This is a genomic window from Janthinobacterium sp. 344 (genome assembly GCF_900112025.1).
In the GTDB taxonomy this organism is placed as follows: domain Bacteria; phylum Pseudomonadota; class Gammaproteobacteria; order Burkholderiales; family Burkholderiaceae_D; genus Janthinobacterium.
The window spans coordinates 194,789-214,946 of record NZ_FOKL01000010.1; the positions used below are offsets into that span (position 1 = coordinate 194,789).

Annotated in this window: 18 protein-coding genes; 11 read left to right on the forward strand and 7 right to left on the reverse strand. The window is 62.4% G+C overall.

What is annotated here, in order from left to right; all coding sequences use genetic code 11:
* Positions 1–134: 134 nt before the first annotated feature.
* Genes BM193_RS23675 through BM193_RS23685 form a run of 3 tightly spaced genes read right to left on the reverse strand, consistent with a single transcriptional unit; the run spans position 135 to position 2,369 of the window.
* The gene (locus BM193_RS23675; RefSeq protein ID WP_092801582.1) at positions 135–1,082 is read right to left on the reverse strand and encodes a FecR family protein; all 948 of its coding nucleotides are present in this window, start codon (positions 1,080–1,082) and stop codon (positions 135–137) included.
* On the reverse strand, positions 1,075–1,632 hold the full coding sequence (locus BM193_RS23680) for an RNA polymerase sigma factor (protein ID WP_092801585.1): 558 nt from the start codon (positions 1,630–1,632) through the stop codon (positions 1,075–1,077). The genes BM193_RS23675 and BM193_RS23680 overlap by 8 nt, the downstream gene beginning before the upstream one ends.
* 2 nt (positions 1,633–1,634) lie before the next feature.
* Entirely contained in the window at positions 1,635–2,369 is a 735-nt protein-coding gene (locus BM193_RS23685; protein ID WP_092801588.1) for a secretin and TonB N-terminal domain-containing protein, read from the reverse strand.
* A 192-nt stretch (positions 2,370–2,561) separates the two neighbouring features.
* Between BM193_RS23685 and BM193_RS23690 the strand changes: the two genes are divergently transcribed.
* The 5 genes from BM193_RS23690 (at position 2,562) to BM193_RS28880 (ending at position 6,920) form a co-directional block, all read left to right on the forward strand.
* Positions 2,562–2,939: a hypothetical protein gene (locus BM193_RS23690; RefSeq protein ID WP_092832527.1), complete on the forward strand. Its 378-nt coding sequence runs from the start codon at positions 2,562–2,564 to the stop codon at positions 2,937–2,939.
* Positions 2,940–3,033: 94 nt separating this feature from the next.
* Complete coding sequence (locus BM193_RS23695; protein WP_092801595.1) at positions 3,034–5,382, forward strand: Tex family protein; 2,349 nt, start codon at positions 3,034–3,036, stop codon at positions 5,380–5,382.
* A gap of 116 nt (positions 5,383–5,498) precedes the next feature.
* A complete protein-coding gene (grxD, locus tag BM193_RS23700; protein ID WP_034753766.1) occupies positions 5,499–5,810 on the forward strand; it encodes a Grx4 family monothiol glutaredoxin in 312 nt (103 codons plus the stop codon).
* Positions 5,803–6,417, forward strand: coding sequence for a UbiX family flavin prenyltransferase (locus BM193_RS23705; RefSeq protein ID WP_092801598.1), 615 nt, complete (start codon positions 5,803–5,805; stop codon positions 6,415–6,417). Before grxD ends, BM193_RS23705 begins: the two co-directional genes overlap by 8 nt.
* Positions 6,418–6,557: 140 nt before the next feature.
* Positions 6,558–6,920: a hypothetical protein gene (locus BM193_RS28880; RefSeq protein WP_175533397.1), complete on the forward strand. Its 363-nt coding sequence runs from the start codon at positions 6,558–6,560 to the stop codon at positions 6,918–6,920.
* A 62-nt stretch (positions 6,921–6,982) separates the two neighbouring features.
* On the opposite strand, the gene BM193_RS23715 is transcribed toward BM193_RS28880, so the two are convergent.
* Positions 6,983–7,390 (reverse strand): hypothetical protein, encoded by a 408-nt coding sequence (locus BM193_RS23715; RefSeq protein WP_034753756.1) that lies wholly within the window; start codon positions 7,388–7,390, stop codon positions 6,983–6,985.
* 713 nt (positions 7,391–8,103) lie between these two features.
* Between BM193_RS23715 and BM193_RS23720 the strand changes: the two genes are divergently transcribed.
* The 6 genes from BM193_RS23720 (at position 8,104) to BM193_RS23745 (ending at position 14,765) form a co-directional block, all read left to right on the forward strand.
* Entirely contained in the window at positions 8,104–8,508 is a 405-nt protein-coding gene (locus BM193_RS23720; protein ID WP_086148086.1) for a MerR family transcriptional regulator, read from the forward strand.
* Positions 8,509–8,634: 126 nt separating this feature from the next.
* On the forward strand, positions 8,635–9,819 hold the full coding sequence (locus BM193_RS23725) for an isovaleryl-CoA dehydrogenase (protein ID WP_092801604.1): 1,185 nt from the start codon (positions 8,635–8,637) through the stop codon (positions 9,817–9,819).
* Positions 9,820–9,872: 53 nt separating this feature from the next.
* Positions 9,873–11,669: a bifunctional isocitrate dehydrogenase kinase/phosphatase gene (gene aceK / locus BM193_RS23730; RefSeq protein WP_092801607.1), complete on the forward strand. Its 1,797-nt coding sequence runs from the start codon at positions 9,873–9,875 to the stop codon at positions 11,667–11,669.
* Positions 11,662–12,858 (forward strand): acetyl-CoA C-acyltransferase, encoded by a 1,197-nt coding sequence (locus BM193_RS23735; protein ID WP_092801610.1) that lies wholly within the window; start codon positions 11,662–11,664, stop codon positions 12,856–12,858. Before aceK ends, BM193_RS23735 begins: the two co-directional genes overlap by 8 nt.
* A 72-nt stretch (positions 12,859–12,930) precedes the next feature.
* Positions 12,931–13,599, forward strand: a complete 669-nt coding sequence (locus BM193_RS23740) for an SDR family oxidoreductase (protein WP_092801612.1) — start codon at positions 12,931–12,933, stop codon at positions 13,597–13,599.
* Positions 13,600–13,637: 38 nt separating this feature from the next.
* On the forward strand, positions 13,638–14,765 hold the full coding sequence (locus BM193_RS23745; protein ID WP_092801615.1) for an acyl-CoA dehydrogenase family protein: 1,128 nt from the start codon (positions 13,638–13,640) through the stop codon (positions 14,763–14,765).
* Positions 14,766–15,253: 488 nt separating this feature from the next.
* On the opposite strand, the gene BM193_RS23750 is transcribed toward BM193_RS23745, so the two are convergent.
* From BM193_RS23750 to BM193_RS23760, 3 genes are all read right to left on the reverse strand, one after another.
* Positions 15,254–16,147: a YihY/virulence factor BrkB family protein gene (locus BM193_RS23750; RefSeq protein ID WP_092801618.1), complete on the reverse strand. Its 894-nt coding sequence runs from the start codon at positions 16,145–16,147 to the stop codon at positions 15,254–15,256.
* Between the two features lie 85 nt (positions 16,148–16,232).
* Positions 16,233–17,312 carry a S66 peptidase family protein gene (locus tag BM193_RS23755; protein WP_092801622.1) on the reverse strand — a complete coding sequence of 360 codons (1,080 nt, stop codon included), beginning with the start codon at positions 17,310–17,312 and terminating at the stop codon, positions 16,233–16,235.
* Between the two features lie 88 nt (positions 17,313–17,400).
* Entirely contained in the window at positions 17,401–20,094 is a 2,694-nt protein-coding gene (locus BM193_RS23760; protein ID WP_254786392.1) for a TonB-dependent receptor, read from the reverse strand.
* Positions 20,095–20,158: the final 64 nt, after the last annotated feature.

The following is a 20,158-nucleotide window of genomic DNA, read 5'->3' on the forward strand; positions in this document are numbered from 1 at the left end:
CGCGCGCCACGCACGGGGGCGGGCGGCAGGCACTGATTCGCGGCTTCCAGCAGCATTGACAGCGGACAAGGGCCGGGACTGCAAAAGGTCATGAAAATGTCATAATCGGGGGCACTGCGCCGCCAGCGACATGGCTAGCCGAACAGCACGATGCCGCCGGGCAGCCGCGTCACGCGCGCGCCATACGCGTCCTGGATCAGGGCGATCACATCATCGAGGCGGTCGAGTGAAAAGCTGGCCTGCACGCGGGTCTTGCCCAGCACCTCGTTGTTCAAGATGAGCTTGCCGGGACGGTAGCGGTTCACCTCCGCCACCACGTCAGAGAGGGTGCTTTGCTTGAACACCAGCAGGCGCTGGCGCCAGGCGCTGACCTCGCCCGCCCGCACGGCGCGCGTGATGCCGAAATGCGCGGGGCGGTAGCGCAGCTGCTCGCCGGCCGCCAGTTCCGCATCGTTGCCGTTCTGCACCACGCGCAGGCGTCCCGCCAGGCACGTCACGCACACTTCCTGGCCGAACAGGCGAATATTGAAGCGCGCGCTGCCGGCCGAGACGCTGCCGTCGCCCGCCTGCACGCGCAGGCGCGCCGCGCCGCGCAGGCCGGCCTGGAATTCCGCCTCGCCGGCCAGCAGCACCAGCGCCGCCGTGCCATCCTGCACGGGCGCCGCGTCGAAGCGCGTCTGCGTATTCATCTGCACCAGCACGCCGCCGTCGAGCGCCACTTCGCGCTGCTCGCCCGTGCCGGTGGCGTAGTCGGCGGCAAGACCGGCCACGGCCGGCCACAGGTCCGTGGGCGGCCGCAGCACCAGCAAGCCCAGCGAGGCGGCCACGGCGCCGCCCAGCCAGGCGCGCCGCGCCACGTTCACGGGCTGCTGCGCCCGCTTGACGGCGCGCGCGGCCGGCGCCATCGCGCCCCACACGGCGCGCGCCTCGGCAAACGCCGTCGCATGCGCGCGGCTGCGCGCGCACCAGTGGCGAAACACTTGCGCATCGCGCTCGCTGACCTGGCCCGAGGCCAGGCGCACGACCCACGCCTGCGCTTCCTTCTGGATGACACCCATGTCGTCTTCCGCTTGTTCAATCATGATGTTTAGACGTTTTTCCCGCGCCGGGACCGAAGCGCTGGATGAAATCGCGGCCCATGCGCTCGCAGCAATGTTCGAGGCCGGCGCGTAATTCCTTCTCCACCGTGCGGGCGGAAATGCCGAAGCGCTCGGCGATGTCGCGGTGCGGCAGCAAGTCCACGCGGGCGGCGATGACGATGGCGCGCCGGCGTTTCGGCAGCTCCTGCAAGGCCCGTTCCAGCTCCTCGAGCTCGGCACGCGCGCTGTAGGTGCGGGCCGGGTCGGCCAGCTCGTCGGCCATCTCGTACAGGTCGTCGATATCGGGCAGGCTGAGCAGGCGCGCATTGTCGCGCCGCTGGTCTTCCGCGATATTGATGGCGATGCGCATCAGGTAGGCGGACGGATAGCTGATGGCTTCGGGCGCGTTCATTTTTTCCACGCGCAGATAGGTTTCATGCAGCGCGTCATTCGCCAGGTCTTCCGACCCCAGGCGCCGCTGCAGATGGCGGCGAAACTGTCCATAGCGTTCCAGGAACAGCTTGCGCAGGGTGGATTTGAGCAATTCCGGCATGCTCAGGGCGCCCCGGCCAGGGCCAGATATGGCGCGCAATCGGCGCCCGGGTCGGGCCGCGGCGTCAATAAAATCGTCAGCGGCTGCGGCAGGCCTGCGGGCGGCGCGCCATCCATCAGCAGGCTGCGCAGGCGCGCAAGCACGGCGTGGTCGCGCTGCGCCACGCCGCTCGGTTCGAGCACGTGCACGTCGCGCACCTTGCCCCGTTCATCGAGCCACAGCTGGAAGGCCAGCCGGTAGCGGCCGAACGCGTCCGGATGCAAGCGGCACAGGGCGCGCGTGAGCGAACGCTGCAACACAGCCGCGTAGGCCTGCAGCGCGGGCGCGGCGGCGACAGGTTCGCCAGGCGCGGCGGCTGGTGCCGGCGCTGACGCTTCACCCGCCAGCGCCAGCAAGGTAAACGCCTTGCTGCCGCTGAAACGCGCGCCCAGCTGCGTGCCCACCAGCAAGCGTTGCAGCGCTTCGGCCGGCGTGTACTCGCCCCGCACGGGCGCGGCCATGCGACCCGCCGCCAGCTGGCTGCTGACCAGCACGGAATAGCCGGTCATTTCGCCGAACACCACCAGGGCCGCGTCGAGCGGCTGCGCGGGCAAGTCGAAACGCACGCTCGCTTGTGCACCGGCCTCCCCCGCATCCGCGCCGGCGGCCGGACGCACAAAGGTCATCAATGTCATCAGCAAGCAGGCGGACAGGGCCAGGGCATTGCCCGTTGCGGTGCGGCGGTGGGGTCGTGTCATTTTCCAGGGAAATCAACGAGAGCCTGCATAGGAAATGTCTTGTCTGCAATGTTGCCTGCAGAATGGCAAGATAGTAGCTTCACAAAATGACAACTGCATGACATGCGGACAGCCTCCCGGCCGGCGTGTGTCATCGCCGCGACACATGCGCCTGCTATGCTGGCGACTCCTTTCACCGCTGCGGGAGCCAGCATGGCGCGCCTGTCCTGGACTGTTTTGTTATGCGCTTGCGCCGCCCTGCCCGCGCAGGCGGGCGAGAACGTCGTCATCGTCACGCCCGCGAAAACGGAGGGCGCGCAGGGCGGCTGCACGGCCGTCGACAGCGCGGGCCAGCGGGTGCAATCGATGTCTTGCCTGAATGAAAAATTGCTGCCCGCGGGCGACCTTGCCAGGCGGCCACCGCCCGCCCTGTCGACGGCGGAAACGAATCTGCAGCGGCCATCGAACCAGCTGGGCCTGTACAACCGCGCCGCGCTGGAACACCGCATGGGCAATGCCTTTGGCAAATCCGTCACGCCGCAGCGCCCGCCGCCACCGACGCCCGCCAGCCCGCTGCTGCCGCCCCGCTGACGCCGTTGTCAACGCACAGTCCATTTGCGCTGTCAAGATTGCGCAATCGCGCCGATTGCGTATCATTCCAGGCTTGATCGCTCTGGAAACAACCATGCTGCCCACTATCGAACAACGCCTTGCCCTTGAACTTGCCGCCAAACCGGTGCAAGTTGCCGCCGCCATCGAACTGCTCGACGAAGGCGCCACCGTGCCTTTCATCGCCCGTTACCGCAAGGAAGCGACCGGCGGCCTCGACGATATCCAGCTGCGCCTGCTGGAAGAGCGCTTGCGCTATCTGCGCGAGCTGGAAGAGCGGCGCGCCGCCATCGTGGCGTCGATCACGGAACAGAACAAGATGACGCCCGAGCTGCTCGACGCCGTCCTGCACGCGGAAGACAAGACGCGCCTGGAAGACCTGTATCTGCCATACAAACAGAAGCGCCGCACGAAGGCGCAGATCGCCATCGAAGCGGGCCTGATGCCGCTGGCCGACGGCTTGCTGGAAAATCCCGAACTGACGCCGGAAATGGAAGCGGGCAAGTTCCTGCGCGACGCGTTTACGAGTGCCGACGGCAACAACCCGGGCGTGGCGGACACCAAGGCGGCCCTCGACGGCGCGCGCCAGATTTTGATGGAGCGTTTCGCCGAAGACGCGACCCTGCTGCAAACCCTGCGCGAGTACGTGCAGGAACACGGCATCGTGGAATCGAAAGTGGTGGACGGCAAGCAGGACGAAGGCGAAAAATTCGCCGATTATTTCGATTATTCGGAAACCATTTCCACCGTTCCTTCGCACCGCGCGCTGGCGCTGCTGCGCGGCCGCCGCGAGGGCATCCTCGACGTGACCCTGCGCCTGGACACGGAAGCGGAAAAGCCGAAATGGGATGCGCCGCACAACCCGTGCGAAGGCCGCATCGCCGCCCGCTTCGGCATCAAGCAACAAGGCCGCCCGGCCGACAAATGGCTGGCGGACACGGCGCGCTGGACCTGGCGCGTGAAAAGCTTCATGCACCTGGAAACTGAACTGATGGGCGCGCTGCGCGAACGCTCGGAACTGGACGCCATCAACGTCTTCGCCACCAACCTGAAGGCGCTGCTGCTGGCCGCGCCGGCCGGCCAGCGCGCCACCATGGGCCTCGATCCGGGCCTGCGCACGGGCGTCAAGGTCGCCGTGGTCGACGCCACCGGCAAGGTGGTCGACACGGCCGTGATCTACCCGCACCAGCCGAAGAACGACTGGGATGGCTCATTGCATACCCTGGGCCGCCTGGCCGCCAAGCACAATGTATCGCTCATTTCCATCGGCAACGGCACCGCCTCGCGCGAGACGGACAAGCTGGCGCAGGACCTGATCAAGCAGCATCCGGAAGCGAAGATGACGAAGATCGTCGTCTCGGAAGCGGGCGCGTCGGTGTATTCGGCGTCCGAATTCGCCTCGAAGGAATTGCCGGACATGGACGTATCGCTGCGCGGCGCCGTGTCGATCGCGCGCCGCCTGCAGGATCCGCTGGCCGAACTGGTGAAAATCGACCCGAAATCGATCGGCGTGGGCCAGTACCAGCATGACGTGAGCCAAAGCCAGCTGGCCCGCTCGCTCGATGCCGTGGTGGAAGATTGCGTGAACGCCGTGGGCGTGGACGTCAACACGGCCTCGGCGCCGCTGCTGGCGCGCGTGTCCGGCCTGTCGGCCAGCGTGGCGCAAAGCATCGTCACCTACCGCGACATGAAGGGCGCGTTCACCTCGCGCGCAGCGTTAAAGGCCGTGCCGCGCCTGGGCGACAAGACCTACGAACAGGCGGCCGGCTTCTTGCGCGTGATGGGCGGCGAAAACCCGCTGGACGCCTCGGCCGTCCACCCGGAATCGTACCCGCTGGTGGAAAAGATTTTGGCCGACATCAAGAAGGATATCAAGGCCGTCATCGGTGAAACGGCGCTGCTGAAAACCTTGAGCCCCGCAAAATACGCGGACGAGACGTTCGGCGTGCCGACCATTTCCGATATCCTGAAAGAGCTGGAAAAGCCGGGCCGCGATCCGCGTCCGGAATTTACCACCGCCACCTTCAAGGAAGGCGTGGAAGAAATCCGCGACTTGCGCCCGGACATGATTCTCGAAGGCGTCGTCACCAACGTGGCCGCCTTTGGCGCCTTTGTCGATATCGGCGTGCACCAGGATGGCCTCGTGCACATCTCGGCCCTGTCGAACACGTTCGTGAAAGATCCGCATACGGTGGTCAAGGCGGGCCAGGTGGTGCGCGTGAAAGTGCTGGAAGTCGACGAGAAGCGCAAGCGCATCGCCCTGACCATGCGCCTGACGGACAGCGCGCCGCAAGCGGGCAGCAAGCCCGAGCAGCGTGGCGACCGCAACGACCGCCGCAGCATGGCGCAGCACCAGTCGCAGTCGCGCAGCGCACCGGAACCGGCGGGCAGCATGGCGGCCGCGTTCGCCAAGCTGCGCGGTTAAGCGCTGCGGCCGGGCCAGCGTGGCTGGCTGGCCCGATTTATGACCTGAGCGCATACCCGTGGCGTCGTTTTCTTATAAAATGACGCCATCTATTTATTTACCCATCAGAGGCAGCTATGAGCGACGTACAAACCTGGATCAAAGAAACCGTGACGAACACGCCCGTCGTGCTGTTCATGAAGGGCACGGCCCAGTTCCCGCAGTGCGGCTTTTCCGGCCGCGCCATCCAGATCCTGAAAGCATGCGGCGTGGAAAACATCGCTACCGTGAACGTGCTGGACGACCCGGAAGTGCGCCAGGGCATCAAGGATTACTCGAACTGGCCGACCATTCCGCAGCTGTATGTCAAAGGCGAGTTCATCGGTGGTTCCGATATCATGAATGAAATGTTTGAATCGGGCGAACTGAAGTCCCTGCTGGATGCCTGATAGCCAAACGCAGCGGCCGCGGCGTATCGTCGTGGCCATCACGGGTGCCACGGGCGCCGTGTATGGCTTGCGGCTGCTGCAACTGCTGGTCGCCATCCCCGGCGTCGAGACGCATCTGGTGTTGTCGGATGCGGCCGTACTGACCCTGCACCAGGAAACGGGCGTGGGGCGCAAGGAAATCGAAGCGCAGGCGCACGTGGTGCACAAGCTGCGCGATATCGGCGCGTCGATCGCCAGCGGCTCGTTCCAGTCGGATGGCATGGTCGTGGCGCCGTGTTCGATGAAGACCCTGGCGGCCGTGGCGCATGGCTTGTCGGATAATCTGATCACGCGGGCCGCCGACGTGGTGCTCAAGGAGCGCCGCCGCCTGATCCTGATGGTGCGCGAAACGCCGTTCAACCTGGCGCACCTGCGCAATATGACGGCCGTGACGGAAATGGGCGGCATCATCTTCCCGCCCTTGCCCAGCTTTTATCACCACCCGCACAGCATCGCGGACATGGTCGACCACACGGTGGCGCGCGTCATCGACCTGCTCGGCATCGAGCACGCCCTGGCACCGCGGTGGAATGGTTTGAAGGCCACTGGCGACACCCCTATCCTCTAGATAACGTCACGATTGAGTTGACGTCACGATGCCTGACAAAAGCGTAGCGAGCGGAAGGAAGAGCTAGTCGAGAAGCGCAACCGTACTTTAGTACGGTGAGCATCGCAGGCTAGCTATGCCGACGCGCAGTAGCTTTGGTCATGCATCCCTCACCTCTTGTCGAACTGGTGAGCACTGGCCTGCTTCAAATCCCTGGCTTCCTCCACCATCCTGCGATGGGCGATCCGTTTGCGCATCACTTCCGCATGCTGCGCGGCAGTCATGGGGGGCACGGTCATCAAGTCTTTCAGCTGCGCGGTATTGCTGTAGTTACTTTTCATAAGACGGCTCAAATGCTCGGCTCCGTAGTGGATGAACTGGCTGCTTCTGATGTGATTATGCGCTGGTATTGGCCGCTGCGCCGCTGCGTGCGGGATTATTGTCAAATAATTCCGCTGCAGCGCAACATGCGAGGTCTTATTGTGCGGCAAAATCATGTCTCCAGTATGACGCTGCGCAAATAAAAGAACAGGAGATACGCCGCCAGCGAAACGCGGACGGCGCCGGCCTGGCAAGGCCTGATGGCTTACTTTTGGTAGTTAACGCGTACCAACATGCGAATAAATTCACGCGCGATTTGACGATGATGTTCATCTAATCTTTGCAAATCGGCAATCAATTTCACATCGGCGGACTCAAAACGCGACAAGGCACTGCCCGCTTCGCCATTCGGCGTGGCGCTTTCCGGACCGCCAAAACGCAGCCATTCCGCGGGAACGCCCAACCATTGGGCAATCATGCGCAATTTTTCTTGCGTCGGAATTGCTTCACCTACTAACCATTTCCTAGCAGCATGCACGGTAATCGGACGCCCGTCGAAACGGATGTTGAATTCCCGGGCCAGTCTGGTCGGGCTGTCTGGAGAATAATGGGCGTTTTTGAGAGCCAACTGAAGTCGCTGGCTGAAGCTTTCGCGTTCGTTAGAAGAATTCATAGGTGTACTATTTCATGTTGTAACATGAAAGTCAGTTTCTTGAATGACCATACAGATTGTTACATTTGAAAAATGCATTAATTGACAATTAACACTCCGGCGGGGCTTTTCGGGGAAAACCTGGGCCGAATTTTCTCTTGTTATCCTGCGTGGCTTCGGGTCAAATTCGCGGTTAGCCTTGATTTTCGCACTGCAGCACGATTCAAAGCCTCGGTTTGGCATTACAACGTACGGTATCGGATAATGCCCGCCTCTACCGAATAGCGCAATGCTCATGTCATACAATTTCTTATAGACAAAGTTTTCAGAAGCGCCATTTTGTTTTCAATATAGAAACAAATGCGCCAACGTGCTCATAGTGAAACGTTGTTTTTTGATCGTGCTTGATGGCAAAAATCAAGCCTCGAAAATTTTACTCCCATCGTAGCGAAAGAAATGTCGTCGTTACGCCAAGAAAGCTCTTTTTGGTGTCATGTTGGCCACCAACTCTCGATCTTAAGCGTGTTTGTGCCAGAAGAATCAATTTATTTTCAGTAATTGTTGTCTGATTCGCCAAATTGCCGCTTTCCCGGCATATTTTTCTGTGTTGCAGCACGGGCCAGGCACGCTACAATATAGTTGACGTTGACGTAAACGGCACTTTGCCGCCAGCCTGCCTTGCAGCGCCCCATCTTTCTACCGACCGCCCCATGCAACCGACACCGCCCGCCCCCATGACGACCTATACGATTACCGAACTGGCGCGGGAATTCGACATCACGGCCCGCGCCATCCGTTTCTACGAGGACCAGGGCTTGCTCAGTCCGAAACGCGAAGGTGCAGGCGGACGCAACCGCGTCTACACGCCGCGCGACCGCACCCGCCTGAAACTGACCCTGCGCGGCAAGCGCCTGGGCCTGGCGCTATCGGAAATCAAGAGCCTGGTCGACATGTACGAGTCGCCAAAGGACACGCGGGCGCAGATGGACCGCTTCCTGGGCGTGCTGGCGCAGCACCGCCAGACCCTGGAGCAGCAGCGCATCGACATTGAAATGGCGCTGGCGGAGATCAGTTCGCACGAAGAAGCGTGCGCGCGCATGCTGGCGGATTTGAACCTTGACCAGGCGCAAACAAACTAGCGATCCGTGCGCCGCCGCCAGCCGCGCGCGCGTCACTTTACGTTTACGTAAACGTCACAACTGAGTATCATAGCTTTACTGACCCGGCATCCATGACCGCCACACTATAACGACGACGAGGACGACATGCTCCATCTCCCAGGCTTGACCTTTGACCACGGCGAAGACATCGCCTCCCTGCGCGAAGCGATCCAACAATTTGCCGCCGCCGAAATCGCGCCGCGCGCGGCCGACATCGACCGCACGGACCAGTTCCCCATGGATCTGTGGCGCAAGATGGGCGACATGGGCTTGCTCGGCATCACCGTCAGCGAAGAATACGGCGGCGCCGGCATGGGCTACCTGGCGCACATCATCGCCATGGAAGAGATCTCGCGCGCCTCGGCCTCCGTCGGCCTGTCCTACGGCGCCCACTCGAACCTGTGCGTCAACCAGATCAAGCGCAACGGTACCGAAGAGCAAAAAGCCAAGTACCTGCCGAAACTCATCACGGGCGAGCACATCGGCGCCCTGGCCATGTCCGAGCCGAACGCCGGTTCCGACGTCGTCAGCATGAAGCTGCGCGCCGATTTCAAGGGCGACCGCTGGGTCTTGAACGGCACCAAGATGTGGATCACCAACGGCCCCGATGCGGACGTGCTGGTGGTGTACGCGAAGAACGACCTGGAAGCGGGTCCGCGCGGCATGACGGCCTTCCTGATCGAAAAGAATTTCAAGGGCTTTTCCATCGCGCAAAAGCTCGACAAGCTGGGCATGCGCGGCTCGCACACGGGCGAACTGGTGTTCCAGGATTGCGAAGTGCCGGCCGAAAACGTGCTGGGCGGCCTGGGCAAGGGCGTCAATGTACTGATGTCGGGCCTGGACTTCGAGCGCACCGTGCTGTCCGGCGGCCCGCTGGGCATCATGCAGGCCTGCATGGACCTGGTGGTGCCTTACGTGCACGAGCGCAAGCAGTTCGGCCAGGCCATCGGTGAATTCCAGTTGATGCAGGGCAAGCTGGCCGACATGTATTCGACCATGATGGCGTGCAAGGCTTATGTGTATGCCGTGGGCCAGGCCTGCGACCGCGCCACCACGCCGGAAGCCGTGCGCCAGCTGCGCAAGGACGCGGCCGGCGCCATTCTGTATAGTGCGGAAAAGGCGACGTGGATGGCGGGCGAGGCGATCCAGGCGCTGGGCGGCAACGGCTACATCAACGAGTATCCGGCCGGCCGCCTGTGGCGCGATGCCAAGCTGTATGAAATCGGCGCCGGGACCAGCGAAATCCGCCGCATGCTGATCGGTCGTGAATTGTTTGCCGAGACCAAGTAAGCACGGGCGCGCGGATATCGACTGGGTGAGGAGCGTTCAATGCGAGCAGACCCATGACGCACATTGCCTTCCCCAAATTGCTCTCTTCCCAGATTGCATTCGATATCGCGCGCACCATCCGCGACGGCTTCGACAAGCATTACCGGCTGTTCCGCGCCACCAGCCAGCAGGCCCGGCGCTATTTCGAGCAGGGCGCCTGGGCCGCGGCGCAGCAGGCGGCCCGCGAACGCATCGGCTTTTATGACCAGCGCGTGCAGGAATGCGTGCAGATGCTCGAAGATGAGTACGAAGAGTCGGAGTTAAGCGACGAAGTGTGGCGCGAACTCAAGCTCCATTACATCGGCATGCTGAGCGGCCACAAGCAGCCGGAACTGGCGGAAACCTTTTTCAATTCCGTCTGCTGCAATATCCTGCACCGCACGTATTTTCACAACGACTATATTTTCGTGCGCCCCGTCGTCTCCACGGAATACATCGAGACGGAAGAGCTCGTTCCCACCTACCGCGTGTATTACCCGGGCCAGGACGGCTTGCGCATCACCCTGCAGCGCATCGTCACCGATTTCCAGCTGGATTGCGTCTTTGCCGACCTGGCGCGCGACGTGGCCCAGGTCGAGGCGCGCCTGCAGCAGCTGTTTGGCGGCGAGCCGCTGGAACCGAACCACCAGCTCCAGGTCTTGACCAGTTTGTTCTACCGCAACAAGGGCGCCTACCTGGTCGGCAAGGGCATCAACGGCAACCGCGAATACCCGTTCGTCGTGCCCATCCTGCATGACCGCCATGGCAGGCTGGTGCTCGATACGGTGCTGTTCGAACACCAGCAGATCGCCATGCTGTTCTCGTTTACGCGCGCCTATTTTCTCGTCGATATGGAAGTGCCATCGGCGTATGTGCAATTCTTGCGCAGTTTGCTGCCGCGCAAGCCGCGCAGCGAAATCTATACGATACTGGGCCTGCAAAAACAGGGCAAGACGCTGTTTTACCGCGACTATCTGCAGCATCTGAAGCATTCGTCGGACCACTTTGAGATCGCGCCCGGCATCCGCGGCCTGGTGATGCTGGTGTTCGCCCTGCCGTCGTTTCCGTACGTCTTCAAGGTGATCAAGGATTTCTATCCAGCACCGAAGGAAACCACGCGCGCGCAGATCAAGGAAAAATACCTGCTGGTGAAGTACCACGACCGCGTAGGACGCATGGCCGACACGCTCGAATACTCGAACGTGGCCTTTCCCCGCGCCCGTTTCAGCGATGAATTGCTGGCCGAGCTGCATCATTTCGCGCCCTCGCTGGTCGAAGAAGACAAGGAGCAAATCATCCTCCGCCACCTGTACATCGAGCGGCGCATGGTGCCGCTGAACATGTGGTTGAGCAATGCCGAAAAGGCCGGCCGCGACGACCTGGTCGAACACGGCATCGTCGAGTACGGCAACGCCATCAAGGAACTGGTGGCGGCGAATATTTTTCCCGGCGACATGCTGTACAAAAACTTTGGCGTGACGCGTCATCAGCGTGTCGTTTTTTACGATTACGATGAAATCGAGTACGTCACCGATTGCCAGTTCCGCGTCATCCCGCAAGCGCGCACGGAGGAGGAAGAAATGTCGGCCGAACCGTGGTATCCCATCGGCAAGCACGATGTGTTTCCCGAACAATTCGGCAGCTTCCTGCTGGGCAATCCCCGTATCCGCAAGCATTTCATGCAGCACCATGCCGACCTGCTGACGGCCGCCTACTGGCAGGCGCGCAAGCAGCGCATCCTCGACGGCCATATCGAGGACGTCTTTCCTTACCCGCAGCACATCCGTTTCTGTCATCCCTCCCCACACTTACCGGAGATCCACCATGAATGATCCAGTCGTAATCGTCGGTGCCGCGCGCACCCCCATGGGCGCCTTCCAGGGCGATTTTGCCAACGTCACCGCCAGCGACCTGGGCGCCGTGGCCATCCGCGCCGCCGTCGAGCGCGCCGGCATCGCCCCCGAGGCCGTTGAACACGTGTATTTCGGCAATTGCCTGATGGCTGGCCAGGGCCAGGCACCCGCGCGCCAGGCCCTGCGCAAGGCGGGCTTGCCCGACTCCACCGGCGCCGTGACCCTGTCGAAGATGTGCGGTTCGGCCATGCAGACCACCATGTTCGCGCACGACACCTTGCTCGCCGGCAGCGCCGACGTGGTGGTGGCGGGCGGCATGGAATCGATGACCAACGCACCGTACCTGGTGCCGAAGGCGCGCGGCGGCTACCGCATCGGCCACGGCATGATCTATGACCACATGATGATGGATGGCCTGGAAGACGCCTACAGCCGCGATGAAAAAGGCAATGCCCGCTCGATGGGCACGTTTGCCGAAGAGTGCGCCAGCCAGTACCAGTTCACGCGCGAAGCGCAGGATGCGTTTGCCATCGAATCGGTGAAACGCGCGCAAGCGGCCACCAAGGATGGCAGTTTCGAATGGGAAATCGTGCCCGTGACCGTGTCCGGTCGCGGCGGCGACACCGTCGTCAGCATCGATGAAGGCCCGCAAAAGGCCCGCCTGGAAAAAATCCCGACCTTGAAGGCCGCCTTCAAGAAGGACGGCACCATCACGGCCGCCTCGTCCTCGTCGATCAACGATGGCGCGGCAGCCCTGGTGCTGATGCGCGAATCTACGGCGAAAAAGCTGGGCTGCACCATCATCGCGAAGATCCACGGCCACGCCACGCACGCGCAGGCGCCGAACGAATTCACCACCGCCCCCATCGGCGCCGTGAAAAAGCTGTATGCCAAAACGGGCTGGAGCAGCAGCAATGTGGACTTGTTCGAGATCAATGAAGCGTTTGCCGCCGTGCCGATGGCGGCCATGCACGACCTCGACATCTCGCACAGCAAGATCAACATCCATGGCGGCGCGTGCGCGCTGGGCCACCCGATCGGCGCCTCGGGCGCGCGCATCATCGTCACCCTGCTGGGCGCCTTGAAAAAGACGGGCGGCAAGCGCGGCGTGGCGGCCCTGTGCATCGGCGGCGGCGAAGCGACGGCGATGGCGATCGAACTGGTATAAGCTCTTCCCGAGCACGGGCGCGCATCGCGATTCACGCTGCGCGCCTTTCATTTTATTTCAGGGAGAAAAGATATGCCTACCGCATTGATCATCGGCGCCTCGCGCGGCATCGGCCACGAGCTCGTCCGTCAATACCGCCACGACGGCTGGCGCGTGATCGCCACCGCCCGCACGCCGGACGCATGTGAAGCCCTCAAGCAACTGGGCGCCGAGGCGCACCAGCTCGACGTGACGGACGTGGAAGGCTGCGCCGGCCTGGGGTGGAAACTCGACGATGAAAAGCTTGACGTGGCCATCCTCAACGCGGGCGTATATGGCCCGCGTCACGACGGTTTTCCCTCGCAAGACGATTTCGATGCCGTCATGCACACGAACGTGCTGGCCGCCATGCGCCTGCTGCCCATCCTGGCGCCGCTGGTCGCCAACGCCAAGGGCAAGCTGGCCGTGCTGTCCTCGCACATGGGTTCCCTGAGCGAGCGGGGCAACCCCAGCGGTTCGCTGTACCGCGCCAGCAAGGCGGCCCTGAATTCCGTGCTGATCGACACGTCCCTCGTGCATGGCCCGCAAGGCGTCAGCTGCGTGGCCTTCCATCCGGGCTGGGTGCGCACGGACATGGGCGGCGCCGGTGCCGATATTTCTCCCGAGGAAAGCGCTGCCGGCATCCGCGCCACCCTGGCCAGCCTGCCGGCCACGGAGAAGGCCGTGTTCCGCAACTACGATGGCAAGCCCATAGCCTGGTAGTTCCCCACACACCATAAAAACAAACGAGACGACGTCCCATGATACTCAATGAAGAACAATCGATGATCCAGGAAGCGCTGCGCAGTTTTTCGCGCGAACGCCTGGCGCCCAACGCGGCCCGCTGGGACAAGGAACATCATTTCCCCAAGGAAGAATTGCAGGAACTGGCCGCGCTGGGCGCCTTTGGCGTGGCCGTGCCCGAAGCGCTCGGTGGCGCCGGCCTCGACTACGTATCGCTGGCCCTGGTGCTGGAAGAAATCGCCGCCGGCGATGGCGGCACGTCGACCATCATCTCCGTCAACAATTGCCCCGTCTGCAGCATCGCCATGATGTACGCCAACGATGCGCAAAAGGAACAATGGCTGCGGCCGCTGGCGCAAGGCACGATGCTGGGGGCGTTTTGCCTGACGGAACCGCACACGGGCAGCGACGCCTCGGCCCTGCGCACGACGGCCACCCGCGATGGCAATGACTACGTGATCAACGGCACGAAACAGTTCATTACCAGCGGCAAGTATGCGGACGTGGCCATCGTCATGGCTGTCACCGACAAGGCGGCCGGCAAGCGCGGCATCAGCGCCTTCTGGGTGCCGACGAACACGCCGGGCTACATCGTGGCGGGACTGGAACAGAAGATGGGCCAGCATTCGTCGGACACGGCGCAAATCCTCTTCGACAACTGCCGCATCCCGGCGGAAAATCTGATTGGCGAAGAGGGACAAGGCTACAAGATCGCCCTGTCCGGCCTGGAAGGGGGGCGCATCGGCATCGCCTCGCAAGCCGTGGGCATGGCGCGCGCCGCGTATGAAGCGGCCTTGAGCTACGCGCGCGAACGGGAAAGTTTCGGCAAGCCCATCTATGAACACCAGGCCGTGCAGTTCCGCCTGGCCGACATGGCGACGCAGATCGAAGCGGCGCGCCAGCTGATACGCCACGCGGCAGCCATGAAGGATGCGGGCTTGCCATGCTTGAAGGAAGCGGCGATGGCCAAGCTGTTCGCGTCGGAAATGGCGGAAAAAGTGTGTTCGAACGCCATCCAGGTGCACGGCGGCTACGGTTATGTCTCCGACTTCCCCGTCGAACGCATCTACCGCGACGTGCGCGTGTGCCAGATTTACGAGGGCACCAGCGATATTCAGAAGATACTCATCGCCAGAGCTTTGTAACCCCGAGGCAGATGCTGGGGTCGTACCCTGCAGGGTACGACCCCGGGTGACGCCCTTGGGTTTCAAACAGACGAAAACGGCCGGGGTCAGACCCCCACATACGTTGGCGCGGAGCTTTGCGTTAGCGGTGTTGTGGGTCTGACCCCATACGCCAACGATGGACGAAAAAAAAGCCCGCTAGCGCGGGCTTCGTTCCAATGTATTACCAATGCTTTAATCGTGTCATGGACGCCAGTGCTATCTGCAAAGTGCCTCCTGATTTTCGGACTCCCATGCTATCTGCATGGTGACTCCAAGGTGTAAATCGACCATCGTATCCGGAATTACAAAATCCATTTCTTCGCACTGTCACGCCATCGACATTACACCTGTCGGTCGCCGTGCTGAAACTGGATAGTGAGACTATTTGCAAGCAAATCTCAATCACTGAACGGAGTATAGCACAGTCTTTTGTGCGGTGCAACAACGCATTCAAGCCATACTTCAAATCAAGTCCTTAGCGCCAGCGGCTTGTCATCTTCGCCGCCACGGGCCACTCTTTCGTATTCGGAAATCACTTGCGCACCGAGCAGCAGCAAGGTGGCGCCGATTTCCAGGCTGAACATGACGACGATGGCGGTCGTCATCGAGCCATACACCACGTTCACCTGCGACAGGGTGGAAAAATACCAGACCAGCACATGGCGGGCGATTTCCCACAGCAGGGCTGCCGTCACGCCGCCGATCAGCGCATGCGTGATCGACAGGCGTCCCACGGGCATGACCAGGTAGATCGAACTGAGCACAAGGATTTCTCCCGTCAGCCCCAGCAAGTACAGCAGCACGCCCGATACCCCTTCCAGGCCCCAGTCGTGGCGCAGGAAGCGCACGCTTTCCTCGCCCATCACCTGCAAGCTGCCCGCCACCAGGGTAATCAGCAGGATGCCCACGCCCAGGCACAGGATGTAGCAATACGGCAGCACGGCGGAAATCAGGAAATGGCGGCGGCGGATGGCCACGCGGTGGACAAAAATCACGCTCATGGCGTTTTCCAGCACGGTAAACGCCAGCGAACTGAAAAACAGCATGGTCAGCAGCAGCAACCAACCGATCACGCCCCGGTTGTTGAGGAAATGCGCGACTTCCGCCACGATGGCCTTCGACTGGCCCGGCACCAGCCATTCCAGGTAATGGCCTATGGTTTGCAGCAACTCGTCCTGCGCGATCACGTGCGACAGGGCCACCACCACCAGCATCAGCAGGGGCACGATGGACAGCAGCGAGTAATACGCGACGGCGCCCGCCAGCAGCAAGCCCTGGTTGGCGCGGAAACCCTTCAGCACCTGCAGCACGAAGGCCAGCGGGTGGCTGAGGATGTAGGTACTGGCGTGGCGGTTGATCATGTCGGAAGCGGTGTAGAAGGCGGCGCGGCCTCGTGCCACGCCTTATCACACTAGCATACTGACAATCGCCCCGCTGCACCGTACGCTAGCAGACGGCCGGCTCCAGCAAGGTCAAGGTTTGCCGCTCCGCATCCAGGGTCGCCAATATGCCCATCGGTATCGTGAACTGGTGGCGGATGTGGCCGAAGGAATAGCCGCTGACGGCCGGCACGGTCAAGGGCTGCAGATGCTGGTCCAGGGTATCGTTCAAGGTCAGCGAGGTGTCGCCCTCGGCCGCCTCGCAATGCTCGAAGATGCCCAGCATCAAGGCCGCCGCATGCTTGAAACCGATGGACAGGTCGAGCTGGCACAACATCCTGTCGATGCGGTACGGCACTTCGTTGATTTCTTCCAGGAACAGGATGTGCCCGCGGAAATCGGCGGCGTACGGCGTGCCGGCCAGCGCGCTGACCATGCACAGGTTACCGCCCGTCAAGCGTCCCGTCGCCTGCCCGCCATGCACGGTGCGGATGGCAAAGTTGTCTTCCGTCTGCGCGCGGCGGTGGTTTTCCAGCGCCATGGGGATCGTGTAGTTTTCCTGCGGCGTCATCAGCACGTTTTGCAGCTGCGTCACCGTGTAGTCGGAAAACGTCGACGAGGCCACGGGGCCGTGGAAAGTCACCAGCCCCGTCTGTCTGCCGATGGCCAGGTGCAGGGCCGTGATGTCGGAATAGCCGATCAGCACTTTCGGGTTGCGGCGGATCAAGGCGTAATCGAGCAGCGCCAGCAGCGAAATGCAGCCGGAGCCGCCACGAATGGCCCAGATCGCCTTGACGTCGGGATCGGCGAACGCCGCATGCAGATCGTCGAGGCGCTGCTGCACCGTGCCCGCATAGTTGCCGTGCACGGCGCGGATATTCGCGCCCAGGCTGGCGCGCAGGCCCAGCGATTCAACGTTGCGCACGGCCTTGGCGATGGCGTCCTCGTCCGTGAAACCGCCTGGCGCGAGTATGGCGACCAGGTCGCCCTGGCGCAGGCGCGCCGGTTTGATCAAAGCGTGTTGCGCTTGCATGCGTTTGTCCTTCGCTTGCGCGGCCGCCGTCCATGCCGGTGTGCCTGCCGCCCCCAGGGTGGCGGCCAGCAAGCCGCCGAAGCGGCGCCGGCTGAGATTGGTCTGACTGGACATGCGGCCCTTTCCTGGAATAAAAACGGCGGCGCCAGGCGCCGCCGCACGAGAGTAGCATGCCGGCGATGTGGCCGCCGGCATCGCCGCCTTACATGAACTTGTACTTCAGCTGGAAGGACAGCGAGCGGCCACGCGGGTCGGCCACGCGCGGATCCCAGCCGGCACCCACCACTTCATCCACGTTGTGCGCGGTGAATGGCGGATCGCGGTCGAACAGGTTCTGGATACCCACGGTGATGGTGGTATTTTTGAAGCCCGTGTAGGTGCCCGACAAGTTATACGTGGTGTAGCTGGAGACGTCGGGATTGAAGCCCGGCGGCGGCGTGCCCTTGCCACCGTTCGGCACCTGGTCCTTGTAGCCGGACGAGAAACTCTGGATCAGCAAGCCGCTCCAGTCGCCGCGCGACACGCCAAAGCTGGCATTGTGTTTCCAGCGCAAGTACAGGTCGCGCGTGTAAAACTTGCCGACCAGCTCCTGGTACTCCTGGCCTTGATACTCGGCAAACTTGAAGCTGTCCATATACGTGCCGTCCAGGGTAGCCGTCCACTTCGCATCCTTGATCTTGCCTTCGCCGCGCAGACCCACGTCCAGGCCGCGCACCCGGCTGCCTGCCGCATTGATCCAGCCCGCCTGCACGTAGTCGATGGTACCGTCCGGCTTGCGGATGATGTACTGGTTCAGCGCCTGGTAGTTGGCCAGCACGATTTGCGGCGTGCGGTTCAGGATGCGGTCCTTGGTGTTGATGGCCCAGTAATCGAACGAGGCAGAGTATCCCTTGAATGGCTCGATGACAAAGCCGACGCTGCCCTGCTTCGACGTTTCCGGCTTCAAATTCGTGTTGCCGCCCGTCTTGTAGTCAAGGCGATCGATGGCGCAGTATTCGGGCACGCCCGGATGCTGGGCACAGCCTTGCTGGTCGACCACGCCATTCGGCAATTCCTGGCTCAGCGAACCGGAATACAGCTGCTGGAAGCTCGGTGCGAGGAAACCTTTGCTGGCCGAACCACGGAACAGCAGGAAGTCGGCAGGCTGGTAGCGGAACGCCACTTTCGGATTCGTCGTCGCACCCACCAGGCTGTAATCGTCGCGGCGGATGGCCAGTTGCATTTCCAGGTCTTTCAACACCGGCACCAGCAATTCGGCATACACGGCCTTGACCGTGCGGCTGGCGTCGCTCAGTGCGGCATTGCCTGGCGCCAGCAGAATTTGCGTGGCATCGACGTCTTGCGCAAAGTTATAGCCTTCGCGGCGGAAATCAAAACCGGCCGCCATGGCCAGCGCGCCGGCCGGCAGCTGGAACAGCTCGCCGGAGACGGAGCCATCGATCTGCGTCAGCGTGGTCTTGCCGTGCTGGAAGGCGCCGCGGAACTTGGTCGACTCGATCAATTGCTTGGCCGCCTCCGTCTGGCTCTGGCCCGCGCCCACCCATGGATTGATGATGCCCGTGGCCAGCGCCGCGTACAGCTTGTCCGTGTAGGAATAGCCATCCGTCAGCTTGGTCTTGGTGCTGCTTTCGGCGCGCGAAATGCCGGCCTTGTAATCCCACTTGCCGAAGTTACCCTCGAAGCCGACCAGCACGCGGGCATTGTCGGTGGTGTTTTCCTGCGTGCGGTTGCCCACGTCGTTGGCGCGCCATTTGTAGGAAATCGGCTTGGTGTTGTCGAACGTGGGAATGTAGGCCGACAGATCCTGGTAATACGCGCCGCCGACCGGATACACGGCCTTGTTGGCGATGGTCGCCTGCACCTGCATCGGCGTCAGGATGGCCGTGGCCTTGGTGCGCGAACCGAGCACCTCGACAAACATGCGGTGGTCGGGGGCCAGCTGGAAAGTGCCACGCGACAGCAGATTGGCACGCTCGACAGGGAATTGCAGCACATAGTCGGCGCCATAATCATAGGCGCACGAATACTTGGTGCGCAGCGGCGAGGTCACGTCTTTCCACAGTTCCGTCTGGTATTGCGACATGCCGGGAATCGTGTCGCACTTGCCCTGGAAGCTCAGCGGATTGGCTTGCAGGTACTTGTTTGGATCGCCCGGCAGCTGGAACGAGGCGCCCAGCGCCGTGCCGGCCCCTGCCATCTGGTTGGCGAACGGCGTGCCCGTGGTGTCGGGCGACAGGCCGCGGTCCGGCTGGAAACCGTTGACGAAGGAACGGTCGCTGCCGTTCAGGCGCTGGGCCTTGTCGACGGTCAGGCTGGCCATGATGTTGTAGCGGTCTTCTTCCAGCGAACCCGTGCCCGCCAGCAGGGAAGCGCGGCGCGTGGCGCCGCCGCCGGCCTGCGTGTCATTCGTGGAAACGGAGGCTTCCACGCCGCTGTAATTGTTTTTCAGGATGAAATTGATCACGCCGCCGATGGCGTCCGTGCCGTAGATGGCCGAGGCGCCATCCTTGAGGATTTCCACGCGCGAGATGGCGCCCAGCGGGATCGAGTTCAGATCGACCGACTTGCCGCTGGCGCCGTGCGTGGCGATGCGGCGGCCGTTCAACAGCACCAGGGTGCTCGACGGTCCCAGGCCGCGCAGCGAGGCGAACGAAGCGCCGCCGCTGACCCGGTCGGCATCGGCGCCAAACACGTTATTGCCTGAAGTCATGTTATCGGCGCCCGTGCCGTTCGCCGACAGGGTGCGCACCAGTTGCTCGGTGGTCGTGATGCCCTGTTTTTCGATCTGGTCGAAGGTGATGACTTGCACCGGCAGCGCGCCTTCCTTGGCCACGCGCTTGATGCTGCTGCCCGTCACTTCCACCCGTTGCAGCGCTGGTGCCGCGTCCTGTGCCATCACCGGCCCTACCACCCCCATCAATGCCACCAACTGCGCTAGCTTTTTCAATTTCACAGGTCTT